The following is a 13,235-nucleotide window of genomic DNA, read 5'->3' on the forward strand; positions in this document are numbered from 1 at the left end:
CCTTCGGGCCAGCCGAAACCGAACGGGCGTAGTGCCCGAGAAGGACCGATATGAGCGTTGAGCGCACCCTGTCCGGAGTGGGGGTGGGCCCCGGCGATCCGGATCACGTGACCGTGAAGGCGTTGCGGACCCTGGAGGCCGCCGATGTCATTCTCGTGCCGAGCACCGAGGCCCGCGCCGGCGGCGTCGGACGCGCCGAGGAGATCGTGTGTGCACACCTGCCCGCCAAGACCGCAGCGATCCGCCGCATCCCGTTCTCCATGGCCGAGCATCGCGGTGTCGGACAGCGCAGGGCCAGCGCGTGGGAGGCCTCCGCAACGACCGCCATCGAGGCATTCGAGGCCGGTGCGAAGCGGGTCGCGTTCGCCACCGTCGGCGACGCGTCGGTGTTCTCAACGTTTTCGTACCTGTGCGACCTGGTATCGCGGCGCGTCGAGGTCACGATCGAGGTCATTCCCGGGATCACCGCCATGCAGGCCATCGCCGCCACCAGCCGCACCCCGCTCGTCGAGGGCCAAGAGATCTTGTCCCTCGTGCCGTGGACCGTCGGACCCGAGGCCCTGGCCCGCGTCTGCGAGGTCTCCGACACCGTCGTCGTCTACAAGGGCGGCCGCGAGATGACCGAGCTTCGCGCCGTCCTGGAGGCGCAGGGCCGCCTCGACGAGGCCGTCCTCGGCACCGACCTCGGGTTGCCCTCCGAACGCATCGTTCCCCTGTCCGAGGTGACCGACCGCACCCCCTACTTCAGCACCGTCCTTGCCGCACCGAAGCGATCCACCACCGGAGGGAGAATATGAGCGAATCACGACTCGACCCGGAAGGCCTGGTGGTCTTCGTGGGGGCAGGCCCCGGGGCCGACGACCTGATCACCGTGCGCGGCGCCCGCGTCATCGCCGAGGCCGACATCATCATCTGGGCCTCCTCACTCGTACACCCCGGAATCATCGCCGGCCACAAGCCCGGCGCCGAGGTCATCGACTCCGCGTCGATCCCCCTGGAGGATCTGGTGCCGCTGTACACGCGGGCCCGTGACGAGAAACTCCTCGTCGCCCGCGTCCACACCGGAGACCCGGACATCTACGGGGCGACGGCGGAGCAACGCGACCTGTGCGCCCAGATCGGCATCCCCACCGAGACGATCCCCGGCATCTCGGCGTTCTCCGCCACCGCGGCTCGGGTCGGCGCCGAACTGACGCTGCCGGAGGTCGCGCAGTCGATGATCCTCACCCGCCTCGAAGGCGGTCGCACACCGATGCCCGAGAAGGAGAACATCCGCTCGTTCGCGGCCCACGGAACGACAATGTCGATCTACCTGTCGGCGGCCCGCCACAAGCAGCTGGAGGAGGCCCTCCTCGAGGGCGGTTATCCTCCGGAGACGCCGTGCATCATCGGCTACCGCGTGACCTGGCCCGACGAGGCCATCTGGCGGGTCCAGCTGAAGGACCTGTCGGCGACGATGAAGGAACACAAGCTCTGGAAGCACACGATCGTGCTCGTCGGCCCGGCCCTGGCCACCGACCGCGCCACCAAACGCTCCCACCTGTACCACCCCGGTTTCCGGCACGGATACCGGGCCGCCGACAAGGCCGCCCAGGCCGACCTGAGGGAACACGGCGCCATCACTTACAACCTGGAGAACGGAGACGAGGCATGATCACGGTCCACGGGCATCTCGGCACCCCCAGCGAGGAGCTGCGTCGCGCCGTCGCCGCCGCGGATGTGGTGGTCGGCGGACGCCGTCACCTCGACGAGCTGGCCGTCCCCGAGGACAAGCGAATCGTCCTGGGTGGCCTCACCCCCGCCGTCGAGAAGATCCGGCAGCTGCCCGAGGACACCGATGTCTTGATCCTCGCCTCCGGTGACCCGCTGTGGTTCGGTGTCGTACGCAAACTGCGGTCGATCGGGTTGCGCCCGAAGGTCGTCACGCGTGCCTCATCGGTGGCCGAGGCGTTCGCCCGCATCGGGTTGCCCTGGGACGACGCCATCACGGTCTCCACGCACGGTCGTCCCGTCGAGGCCGCCATTGCCGCGGCGCGCCGCTACGCGAAGGTCGCGGTCATGACCGACCCGCGCGAACCCCTCTCGCAGCTGACCGATCCCCTGGCCGGCCTCGAGCGGACCTTCGTCCTGGCCGAGCGTCTCGGCGAGGACGACGAACGCGTCCGGATCATGACCGGCGAGCAACTGGCCGCGGTCGAGGACGTCCGGAACCCGAACGTCGTGCTCATCCTGGAGCGCCACCCCGACGCCGAATGGGACGAGACGGCCCTTGCCACCACCGCGCCCCGCCGCGTCGCCGTCCCCGAGGTCGCGGTGGAACGGCTGAGCGCGAATGCGCTGACCGACCTGACGGTCGGGCAGGTCGTCTCCTCCGAGGCCGCCCGCACCCGCGCCTCCCGGATCGACGAGCTGCTCGGCGGAACCCGCATCTACGACGGACCCGCCACCGAGGGGTTGCGCCGGGCCTTCGACGAATGCGACCTGGTCGTCTCGCACCTGGCGATCGGCGCCACCACCCGCATCCTCGCGCCGCTGCTGGATTCGAAGAAAACCGACCCGGGTGTCGTCGTCATTGACCAGGGTGGGCATTTCGTCGTGCCGCTGCTGGGCGGGCATGTCGGCGGCGCGAACGCGCTGGCCGAGAAACTGTCGGAGGCCCTGGGGGCCACCGCGGTGCTCACGACCGCCACCGACTCCCTCGGCATCCCCGCTCTCGACACTCTCGGTTGGGCCCACAGCGGCGATGTCGCGGGCGTGACCGGCGCGATGCTCGACGGCCGTCCCGTGCGGCTGGTGCGGGAGCGACCGTGGCCGATGCCGCCGCTGCCGGCCAATGTCACCGAGGACGCGGCCTCACCGGTCGCGGAGATTCTCGTCACCGACCGCGACGCCTCGCAGCTGCCGCCCACCGGGCTGCCGCGGGTCGTCCTGCATCCTCGCTCGCTGGTGGTGGGTATGGGCTGCAACCGCGGCACCTCGGAAAAGGTCCTGCGCGCCCACCTGGAGGCGACCCTCGCGGCCGCGGGTCTGACGATCCACTCGGTCGCGGCACTGACCAGCGTCGACGCCAAGGCACGTGAGGGTGGGCTGCTCCGCCTCGCCAAACACCTGGGGGTGCCGTTCGTGTGCTATGAGGCCAGCGAGCTGGCGGACATCGAGGTGCCGACCCCCTCGGAGGTCGTCACCTCCGAGGTGGGAACGCCGAGCGTCTCCGAGGCCTCCGTCATCCGCCGCGGCGCCGAGCTGATCGTGCCAAAGACGAAGTGCCCGGATGCGACGTCCGCGATCGGCCGAGTGCCTGCGCGCGGTGAGTTGCGGGTGGTCGGTCTCGGCCCCGGCCACCGCGACCTGTTGACTCCGATGGCGAAGCAGGCGATCGAGACCGCCCGCTACGTGGTCGGCTACATCCCCTATGTGCGGCAAATCCGCGACCTGGTCAACCCTCACGCCGAGACCTACGCCACGAAGATGGGCACCGAGGAGCAGCGGACGGCGTTCGCGATCCAGAAGGCACGCGAGGGACATCCCGTCGCGTTCGTATGTTCCGGCGATCCCGCGATCTACGCGATGGCCTCCCCCACCCTGGAAATCGGCACGGAGGGGATCGACGTCCGAGTCATCCCGGGCGTCACGGCGGAGCTGGCCGCCTCGGCGCTGCTGGGCGCGCCGCTCGGTCACGACCACGTCACGATCTCCCTGTCCGACCTCCACACGCCGTGGGAGGACATCGAGCGTCGGCTCCAGGCCGCCGCGGAGGGGGATTTCGTGACGGTGCTGTACAACCCCCGCTCCCGCAAACGCCTCGCGCACCTACCCCGGGCGCTGGAGATCCTGGGGGCGCATCGCCCCGCCGATGTGCCGGTGATGGCCGTTCACGAGGCGTTCCGACCAAAGCAGCGCATCAGGTGGGCGCCGATCGGTGAGTTCAAACCCGAGTGGGTCGACATGCACACCGTCGTCATCGTCGGCTCGTCGACCACCACACCGGTGGCGACGGGGGCCGGTGAAACGGCGATCGTCACACCACGCGACTACCAGTGGATGGACACAGCTCAAGAAAGAAGCCGCTGATGCTTGAGAAACTGACCACCGTGCCGCTCGTCATCGCGGCACACGGCACCCGCGACCCAGAGGGCGTGACCGCGTGCCGAGCCCTCGCGGAGCGCGTCCGAACGAAACTGCCGGGCACAAAAGTGACCATCGGTTTCATCGAGTTGGCGGAACCGCGAATCCCCGAGGCCGTGGCCGATGCCCTGAAGGACAGCGCGCCGAGGAGCGGGGCCGAGGCCGTCGTCGTGCCGCTGATGCTCGCCTCCGGCGGGCACGTGCGAATCGATATCCCGGAGGCCATCGACAAGGGACGCGGCAACTCCGAAGTCGCCTACTCGGCGGCACTGCTGGGCAGCCCGCTGCTGGACTCGGCGGTGCGGCGTCGCGTCGTCGAGGCGCTCGGCGAGTGGCGCCCCCAGGACACGGCGTGCATCCTGGTGGGTCGCGGCTCCTCCGTCGTCGAATCGAACGCGGAGCGCTACCGCATGGCCCGGGTCCTCATGGAGGATGCGGGGCTTCGAAGCATCCATCCCGCGTTCATCCAGGTGTCGCGACCATCAGTGCCGGAGGCGCTGAACCACGCGAAGGCCACCGGTGTGAAAAAGATCGTCGTCGCCCCGCATTTCCTGTTCCCGGGCAAACTGCGAACCTGGAACCTCGATCAGGTCGCCGCCTGGCGCGAGAACAACCCGGATGTCGAGGTGCGGGTCGCCGAGGTCATCGGCGACTGCGACGAGCTGGCCCAGCTGGTCGTCGACCGCTATCTCGCGGAACTCGACGCCGAGGGGTTCGGCGAGGGTGCCCCCGGTTTCATGTCGAGCATCGTGTTGCAGGACCGCGACGTCCTGGTCGTCGGCGGCGGGGCCGTTGCCGCACGGCGCATTCCCCGGCTGCTCGAAGCGGGGGCGAAGGTGCGAGTCGTCGCGCCGAACCTCGGGATCCCCGTCGGTCGGCTCGCGGCGAGCGGTGCGATCGCCGTCGAGCAGCGCACCGCCAGGGCGGAGGATGTCGGCGATGCCTGGTACGTCCTGGCCGCCTGCAACGATCCGCACGTCAACGCGATGATCGCGGCCGAGGCGGAACGCCGCCACACTTTCTGCTGCCGGGCCGATGACGCCCTGGGAGGCACCGCGATGACCCCGGCGACCGCCTCCGCCGGCGGTCTGACGGTGGCGGTGATCGGCGACCGCAACCCGCGGCGTTCGGTGCGGGTCCGCGACGAACTGCTGCAGGTCCTGCAGGGCTGACAGCGATCGCGCGAGGCCCCGGGCCGCCCCGCGCGGGTGAGGTGTTGTCCGGTTGGGTGGTGGTGTTGTCACCCAACCAGTGGGGTGTGGAAAAGATAATCCCCACGGGTCCTGCTTCCCACGGTAGAAGTGTCACCGGATGAAAGGCGTCCGGTGGACACGTGAAAGGGGAAGCCATGTCCGAGTCCGCCAAGAGCATCGCCCGCGTCGAGAAGAAGAAGCCGCTGTCTCGTCGCTTCGCCGAGCGGGGGCTCACCACCGTCGAGTACGCCATCGGTTTGTTGGGTGCTGCGGCCGCAGCGATGCTGCTGCTCCGTGTCTTCCACGACAACTCGGTCTTCGACACGATCATGAAGTGGGTCACCGACATCTTCGTCAACGTCGCCCAGCAGGACAACTGACCAGCATGCGTGGGGCGGACGCATCCGCCCCACGCCTCCAGGTGGGTGGGCCGGGGGCGCGGGGCGAGGAAATAGCGACGGCTGACGCCGTCACCCCGGTTGCCCCGGTGCCTCGCCGGCGGCGGGCGGGGCATGTCAGCTGGTTCGGGCGACGCCGGGCCCGGCGCGGCCAGCGGGGTATGGCGACGGTGGAGTTCGCCATCGGGTTGGTCACTCTCGTGCTGCTGGTATCGGCCCTGGTCGGTATCGTCCTGCTCGGGGTGTCCCAGTCGGGTATCCAGACCGTCAGCTCGGAATTGGCCAAGCACCTGGCACGGGGCGACGATGCGCTGGCGGAGAAAACCAAGGAGAAGGCGCCCGAGCGGGCACGCATCGAGGTCGAACGCGCCGAGTCCGGGGTGCGGGTGACCACCCGCCTGGACGTCTCCATCCTCCACGTCGGTGCGATTCCCCTCGAGGCCACTGCCTGGGCTCACTGGGAACCGGGGGTCGGACCATGAGCACCACACACCGTCCGGGACGTTCCCGGGTCCGCGACGAGCGGGGAATGGGAACGGTGCTGGTCGCGGGGGTCTGTCTGGGGCTGGTGATGGTCGCTGCCACCGTCGCGCTGATCGTCGGGTGGCTGGCCCGCGCGGAACGGGCTCAGGATGTCGCCGATCTGACGGCCCTGGCAGCCGCCGCGGTCGAGGTGAATGGTGGCGACGCTTGCGCCGAGGCCTCGAAGGTGGCCTCGAAGAACGGTGGACGCCTCGCCGGCTGCGAGGTGCGGGGGCAGCGTCCCCGGTTCGTGGTCGAGGTGACAGTTGCCCTGCCGTTGCTGGAGGGGCGTGGTTTCAACCCCGCCGACGTGGAACGAAACGCCACCGCGGGGACGGTGTGAGAGGAGACGTCATGTGAGCACCATCCGGGGTTTCGCGGACGGGTGCTGTTCGAGGATCCGATCGAATCGCCCCGGCGGCCGGTTTCTCAGAGGATCCGGCGCAGCAGCTCGGTGGCTGCCGTTTTGTCGAGGACCTGGTTGGCGTTGCCGCATTTCGGGGAGACGACGCAGGCCGGGCAGCCCGTTTCACAGCGGCAGGTGCGCAGCCGTTCCAAGGTCGCCGCCAGCCACTGCTCGGCCACCTCGTGGGCTCGGGCGGCGAAACCCGCCCCACCGGGCAGGCCGTCGTGGACGAACACCGTCGCCAATCCGGTGTCCGGGTGACGGGCCGTGGAAACCCCGCCGATGTCCCAGCGGTCGCAGGGCGCGAAGGCCGGCAGCAAGCCGATGGAGGTGTGTTCGGCGGCGTGCGCAGCGGCTCCGAGTTGCAGCGAACCCCAGCCCAGTTCCCGTTCCAGGGTCTCCGGGACGCTCCACCACACTGCCTGCGTGGTGAGGGTGTGTTCCGGGCAGTCGAGCGGGGTGGAGTCGAGCACCTCGTGGGTGGTTTCGTCGCGGCGCAGGTATCCGGTGACTTGCCAGCTGAGTCGCACGTCGCCGAAATGCAGGGTTGTCGAGCCGAGTGGTCGCGACCGCTGCTCCCGCAGCACCGCGATGTCCTGGACGGATTCGGCCTGGGTGTACCAGGGGTTGCGGGCGGCCACCACCATGGCACGGCGCTCCTCGACGTCCAGTTCGGTCACCACAAACGAGCGTCCTTGGTGGAGGTAGACGGCACCCTGATGGACGGTGCGGTCGGCGGCTGCCGGATCCACCACCCCGATCACCTGTCCGGTGGAGCGTTCGATGATCTCCACGGGCCGGGGTGTGGTGGATCGCAGGTTGATGTGGTCGACGGCGCGGTCGGGGCGGGTCCAGTACCACGTTCTGCCGCGGTCCCGCAGCACTTTTCCGGCGGCGAGGTGTGCTGCTAGCGGCAGGGCGGTGGGGCCGAACCAGCGTTCGTCGGCGGCCGTCAACGGGTGTTCCTGCGCGGCGGCTGCCAGGTGTGGGCCGAGGACGTGCGGGTTCTGCGGGTGGCAGATCGCGGCTTCGACGGGGGCGTCGAAGATCAGTTCGGGATGTTGCAGCAGGTAGGCGTCAAGGGGGTTCTCACGGGCCAGCAGCACCACCAGAGCCTCCTTGCCCGCGCGGCCCGCCCGTCCGGCCTGCTGCCAGAACGCCGACAGTTTCCCGGGAAACCCGGACACGAGCACCGCGTCGATGCCGGAGACGTCGATGCCGAGTTCCAGCGCGTTCGTGGTGGCCAGTCCGAGGATCTCCCCGGTGTGCAGAGCTGCCTCCAGGTCGCGGCGTTCCATGGCCAGGTAGCCGCCACGGTAAGACGCGATCCGCCCCGGTTCGGCGGCCAGTTCAGCGGCCTCCAGGCTGGTCAGTTCCGCCCCGGCACGGGATGCGACGAAGGCGAGGGTCTGGGTGGCGTCGTCTGTCAGTCCCGCCAGCAGCCGGGAGGTGTCGCGGGCGAGGCTGGTGGATGGTTGCCACAGCACGACGGTGCGGGCGGCGGTCGGGGCGGTCGAGTCGGCGACCACCTCCACCCGGTCCTCACCGATCAGGGCGCCCCCGAAGTCGGCGGCGTTCGGTGCGGTGGCGGAGCTGAGCAGGATGGTCGGTTCGGCGCCGTGGGCGGCCGCAAGGCGTCGCAGCCGCCGCAGCACCTGCGCGACGTGCGCCCCGAAGACTCCCTGGTAGCGGTGGGCTTCGTCGATGATGACGTAGCGCAGCCCGCCCAGCAGCGCCGACCAGCGACGATGGTTCGGCAGCACGGAGAAGTGCAGCATGTCGGGGTTGGTGAGCACCAGGTTGGCGTGCTCGCGGGCGAATCGCCGCTCGGCCTCGTCGGAGTCGCCATCGAGGGCACCGATCCGCACCGACCCCGGGGCCAGAGCCTCGGCGGCCCGGGCCTGGTCGTGAGCCAGGGCCTTGGTGGGCGCCAGGTACAGCGCGGTGGGGCGGCGCAGCGCGAATCCCCTGCCGCGACCCGCCCTGGGTTCCCGCAGCGCGGCGAGCACTGGCATCAGGTAGGCCAGCGACTTCCCGGAACCGGTGGGGGTGCAGATCGCGGCGTGACTGCCAGCACGGGCCAGCTCCGCGAATTCCGCCTGGTGCCACCAGGGCCGGTCGATACCCGCGGCCCGGAACCCGTCGACGAGTTCCGCATCGAGCCAGCCGGGCCAGTCGGCCCACGCCCCCGGGGAAGCGGGCCGGCGGCGCACCACCACCGCCTCCTCGGCCCCGGTCACCCACTCCCAGTTCACCGGCCCAACTCTGCCACCCCTCGCCGACTGATCGGGTCGGACCATTCCATGAAACCGGTTGAGACGGCTCACGAGAAACGAGCGACCCGAGATGACGCATATACTCAGGCTCGCTGCATGCCCGGCAAAGCAGTTCCAGCTCTCCAGATTCGTCCCGATCCCGAGCTTCAGGTGGCGCTCCTAGCCGGGCTGATGTCTCCTGGGCGTGTTGAACAACATCACCGCCGGACAGACGGCTGCGGTCTTCGCTCATGCACGCCAGCAACGGATCCCGGTTTCCGTGTGGCGCACTAGGCGGCAGTGTGGACACGACCACAAGGCCAGAGTGACCTGCACCGTGGCGTGGCCCTGATCGGGATCAGCTTCACGTCTAATCTAGCCGCAGGATCCTCACTATGTCGCTGTATGTAATGATCCATTTCGATGGAATTATCGATGATCATGCATGGCCTGGCTGGTGTCACTGGAACGGTCGTAAGGATGTCGGCCTTCACACTGATGCTGACACACCTGGGGAACACAAGTATTCCAGGAACCTCTTAGACCACCTACCCGAATGACCCGATCAGATGATCTTTTGAGGAGGGCCCGTACGATTAGCGGAGGCAACTCCTCCAATGGTCATAGACCGTGAGATGGAATCGGCGGACTAGCGAGGTTCATCCTGTTGGCTATGGGCAACGCGCAGTTAAGCTTGATGTATGAGCGAGAACTGGGGGCATGGATGGCGCGGCGACATGCTCGTCGCGCTGGTGGCGATCCTGGTTTGTATCCTCATGGGGCTGGTCGGGCAGCCTGACTGGTGGTGGTCCGCGATGATGGCCGCAACGCTGGCACTGCGGAGAACAGCCCCTGTCGCGATGGCAACGGTTGCTATGTGCATCTCTTTGGCACACTTGCTCGCGGAAGCGTCGTTCCTCTTGCCCGGCGATGCAATACTGCTCGTGGCTGCATACTCAATGGCAGCCCATTCACGCGAACAGCATTCCATCATCGGACCGATACTCGGCCTGACGTTTCTGACAGTGTTCACAGGACGGGCGATCGCCGGTGGTCAGATGCCTACTCACAGCTCTGCCGTTCTCATCATCGGCTTGGTTTCCGTAAGTTTCGTTGCCGCTTGGTCTCTTGGGCTGCTGCTGCGGCACCGTGCCGATGCTGTACAACAGGCAGAGTATCGACGACTGCTATCCGAACGTGACGCTGAAGCCCGCTCGCAACTCGCTGCGCTTGAGGAACGTGAACACATCAGCGATGAAATACACGATATTCTGGCGCACACGCTCACTGGTATCGTAATACAAGCAGAAAGCGGGCAGGCCATCGCACCAACGAGCGAAGTCTACGATCTGTTCGCGCGGATCTCTGGAGCTGGTCGATCAGCACTTACAGAAGTGCGCTGTCTACTTGCGCCGGCGGACTCTGAAAAGACAAGCCCTTCACCAAGCCTGGAAGACCTCGACAGACTTCTCCAAGAGCTCCGCTCCTCAGGGCTGCGTATTAGCTACCAGGAAGACGGCGGTCCGGTCCCGCTGAGTCCTGGCCTGTCACTGGCCGTCTATCGGGTGCTCCAGGAGTCGCTGACAAACGTCATTCGTCACGGTGCTGAGAGCAGCGTTCAGCTTGCCTTCAGCTGGACAGCAGAGAGCCTCACGGTCACGGTATCGAATCCCATTAAGGCCGAGTCTGTGAATGCGCCGGTGCGTGAACACCGCGGCATCGCTGGAATGAGGCGCCGCTGCACGCTCTACGGCGGTCGTCTATCCTACGAGGTATACGACTCCTTTACCCTTGTCGCGATATGGCCATTGACTGCGGCAGGTACTACGGTGACGGCGCGATGAACGATAAGCGGGATCTCGGTGTGCTCGTCGTCGACGACCAATCGCTCGTCCTTGACGGGTTCACTCGCATCGTCAATGCCCAACCAGACATGCATACCGTGGGAACAGCTCGTAACGGCAAGGAAGCAATCGATCGCGTGCGTGTGCTTAAGCCCGATGTGGTCTTGATGGACATCAGGATGCCGCTCCTCGATGGCATCGAAGCGACCCGGACGATCGTCAACGAGCAGATCAACCCGACCACACGGATCCTCGGGTTGACCACATATGACACCGACGCCTACGCCATCAGGATGCTCAAAGCCGGTGCCATCGGGTTCATCCTCAAAGACAGCACTGCGGGCGAGCTCGTCGATGCGATCCGCGCGGCCCATCACGGAACATTCACCACCGCGGCGAGCACAGGGAAACGCCTGCTGGCCCGACTCACAACAGAGGAGCCGAAAGCGACTGCGAGAGCCGGGGCATTGACAACACTCACCGAGCGCGAGCGAAACGTGTTCGACCTCGTGGTCACCGGGCACTCCAACCCAGAGATCGCCCGACAGTTGTCCATCGCGGACGTCACCGTCAAAACACACGTAGGGCATATCCTCTCCAAACTCGGCGTCCGTGACAGGGTGCACCTCGTCATCTGGGCTCATAGACAGGGACTGGCTGACCCACTGATCACGCTTGCAGCGAGAGATGAAGGCATCATCGACGAAGCACAGGGCCCCCAGTCATAGGTCTCCCACAATGGTATGAGGTGTCGGGCAAAAAATTTCCCCCTGCGGCACGATGCGTAACAGGCCCGGCACCGGGAAACTTGGAAGCATGCTGCACACCAAGTCGAGCGCATCATGAGTACCGTCATTGAAACTCGAGGTCTGACGAAACAGTTCAAGGGTCACACAGCTGTCGACAGTCTCGATCTGAGGATCCCACAAGGCGTCGTTTACGGATTTCTCGGCCCAAACGGTTCGGGAAAGTCGACGACGATGAAGATGCTGCTGGGCCTGACCCAGCCGACAGCCGGTGAGATCGAGATCTTCGGGAAACGTCTCACACCTGCCTCACGTGGTGAGCTACTGCCATTAATCGGTTCGATGATCGAAGCGCCCCCAGGCTATGGACATCTAACCGGCTGGGAGAACATGCAGATCGTCCGCGACATGCTCGGTCTCGCTGTTCCACAAATCGAGGAAGCTCTGAAAACCGTGCGCCTCATAGAGCACAAAGACAAGCTGGTGCGGAACTATTCACTGGGAATGAAGCAGCGCCTCGGCATCGCCATGGCCCTCGCACGCAATCCCGCACTACTAGTGCTCGACGAGCCTACAAACGGCCTCGACCCAGCCGGTATCGAAGAAATACGCACCCTCCTTATGGATCTTGCAAACAAGGGCATCACAGTGATGGTTTCCAGCCACCTACTCGACGAAATCGACAAAATGGCAACCATCTTAGGTATTCTTTCATCGGGGAAGATGATCTTCCAGGGCACACGCGAGCAATTATTTGAACACTCCGTGCCTGATCTGATCATCAAAACTTCCCGTCCTGGAGATGCTCGCCGGCTCGTCGATGGCGCGACCATTACCCCTGATGGCATTATCGTCAGCGGACTGGATAAGGAACAAACCGCCGCAATGGTAAAAATACTTGCTGCTGCTGACATCCCAATCCACGAGGTGCGTCGTGTGCAGCAGAGCCTTGAGGACGTTTTCATGGATCTCACCGGCCGAGGCGGTCTCGTATGAGAAACAACATCTGGCTGGAATTCCGCAAGATGCGACGTCTACACACATTACCACTACTCATCGGACTGATCGCCGCTGTTGCAGCTCTTAGCTCAGCTTCACTGTTCTCCGGTAGAACGCACGAGATGTTCGATAACCCAGCAGCACATCCGTGGGCCAGCCTATTACTGAGTTACACGATGATGGCTGCAATGACCTCGCCGATTCTTGTCGCCGTCTTGGCCAGCCGTCAAACAGACATTGAGCACTCCGGCGTCGGCTGGACACTAGCCGCAACAGCAGGGCACACCCCGGGAACATTGTGCCGCGCCAAGCTCGCTGCCCTTGCAATCTTGCTCCTACCCGCCGTCCTCGTAGAGACGCTTCTAGTGATTGGCATCGGCCGGCTAGCAGGCATCCAGGTACCGTTGGAGGTTGCGCAATGGGCAGGCTACACTTTGCTGCTTTACCTTGTGGACGTCGCCTTCTGTGCCTTACACATTTGGCTTGCCGCTCGGATGGAAAACCAACTCGTCAGTGTCGGCGTTGGAATGCTCGGGGCGTTCTTGGCCGTGTTCTCTCTACTCATACCCGCCGACATCACCAAGGTAATCCCATGGGGCTACTACGCTGTGATCTCTCATGTTGGCCAACATAATGGCAATGTCTCTTATGTTACCGTCGCCTACGGCTGGGTCGCCGGATTCCTTGTCATAGTCGCGCTCGTCTTCATCCTGGTCACTCGGCATTTGGATCACGTCGAAAGGTAAA

The 13,235-nt window shown here is 65.8% G+C and carries 12 protein-coding genes; 11 read left to right on the forward strand and 1 reads right to left on the reverse strand.

What is annotated here, in order from left to right; all coding sequences use genetic code 11:
* Nucleotides 1–50: 50 nt before the first annotated feature.
* The 7 genes from cobI to V7R84_RS07385 all read left to right on the forward strand — a co-directional run bounded on the left by cobI (nt 51) and on the right by V7R84_RS07385 (nt 6,581).
* Complete coding sequence (gene cobI / locus V7R84_RS07355; protein WP_338573607.1) at nt 51–797, forward strand: precorrin-2 C(20)-methyltransferase; 747 nt, start codon at nt 51–53, stop codon at nt 795–797.
* Nucleotides 794–1,654 (forward strand): precorrin-4 C(11)-methyltransferase, encoded by an 861-nt coding sequence (gene cobM / locus V7R84_RS07360; RefSeq protein WP_338573610.1) that lies wholly within the window; start codon nt 794–796, stop codon nt 1,652–1,654. The genes cobI and cobM overlap by 4 nt, the downstream gene beginning before the upstream one ends.
* Entirely contained in the window at nt 1,651–4,071 is a 2,421-nt protein-coding gene (gene cobJ, locus V7R84_RS07365; RefSeq protein WP_338573613.1) for a precorrin-3B C(17)-methyltransferase, read from the forward strand. The genes cobM and cobJ overlap by 4 nt, the downstream gene beginning before the upstream one ends.
* Complete coding sequence (locus V7R84_RS07370; RefSeq protein ID WP_338573615.1) at nt 4,071–5,297, forward strand: CbiX/SirB N-terminal domain-containing protein; 1,227 nt, start codon at nt 4,071–4,073, stop codon at nt 5,295–5,297. Before cobJ ends, V7R84_RS07370 begins: the two co-directional genes overlap by 1 nt.
* Nucleotides 5,298–5,473: 176 nt before the next feature.
* Nucleotides 5,474–5,698, forward strand: coding sequence for a DUF4244 domain-containing protein (locus V7R84_RS07375; protein WP_338573618.1), 225 nt, complete (start codon nt 5,474–5,476; stop codon nt 5,696–5,698).
* Between the two features lie 5 nt (nt 5,699–5,703).
* Nucleotides 5,704–6,198: a TadE family type IV pilus minor pilin gene (locus V7R84_RS07380; RefSeq protein ID WP_338573619.1), complete on the forward strand. Its 495-nt coding sequence runs from the start codon at nt 5,704–5,706 to the stop codon at nt 6,196–6,198.
* Complete coding sequence (locus V7R84_RS07385; RefSeq protein ID WP_338573621.1) at nt 6,195–6,581, forward strand: Rv3654c family TadE-like protein; 387 nt, start codon at nt 6,195–6,197, stop codon at nt 6,579–6,581. The genes V7R84_RS07380 and V7R84_RS07385 overlap by 4 nt, the downstream gene beginning before the upstream one ends.
* A gap of 86 nt (nt 6,582–6,667) precedes the next feature.
* On the opposite strand, the gene V7R84_RS07390 is transcribed toward V7R84_RS07385, so the two are convergent.
* A complete protein-coding gene (locus tag V7R84_RS07390; RefSeq protein WP_338573623.1) occupies nt 6,668–8,899 on the reverse strand; it encodes a DEAD/DEAH box helicase in 2,232 nt (743 codons plus the stop codon).
* A 701-nt stretch (nt 8,900–9,600) separates the two neighbouring features.
* Between V7R84_RS07390 and V7R84_RS07395 the strand changes: the two genes are divergently transcribed.
* From V7R84_RS07395 to V7R84_RS07410, 4 genes are all read left to right on the forward strand, one after another.
* Nucleotides 9,601–10,743, forward strand: coding sequence for a sensor histidine kinase (locus tag V7R84_RS07395; RefSeq protein WP_338573625.1), 1,143 nt, complete (start codon nt 9,601–9,603; stop codon nt 10,741–10,743).
* Complete coding sequence (locus V7R84_RS07400) at nt 10,740–11,471, forward strand: response regulator transcription factor (protein ID WP_338573627.1); 732 nt, start codon at nt 10,740–10,742, stop codon at nt 11,469–11,471. Before V7R84_RS07395 ends, V7R84_RS07400 begins: the two co-directional genes overlap by 4 nt.
* A gap of 114 nt (nt 11,472–11,585) precedes the next feature.
* Complete coding sequence (locus V7R84_RS07405; protein ID WP_338573629.1) at nt 11,586–12,485, forward strand: ABC transporter ATP-binding protein; 900 nt, start codon at nt 11,586–11,588, stop codon at nt 12,483–12,485.
* Nucleotides 12,482–13,234, forward strand: a complete 753-nt coding sequence (locus V7R84_RS07410; RefSeq protein ID WP_338573631.1) for an ABC transporter permease — start codon at nt 12,482–12,484, stop codon at nt 13,232–13,234. The genes V7R84_RS07405 and V7R84_RS07410 overlap by 4 nt, the downstream gene beginning before the upstream one ends.
* The last annotated feature ends 1 nt before the right edge of the window (nt 13,235 follow it).

The organism is Arachnia propionica, from assembly GCF_037055325.1.
Lineage (GTDB): Bacteria > Actinomycetota > Actinomycetes > Propionibacteriales > Propionibacteriaceae > Arachnia.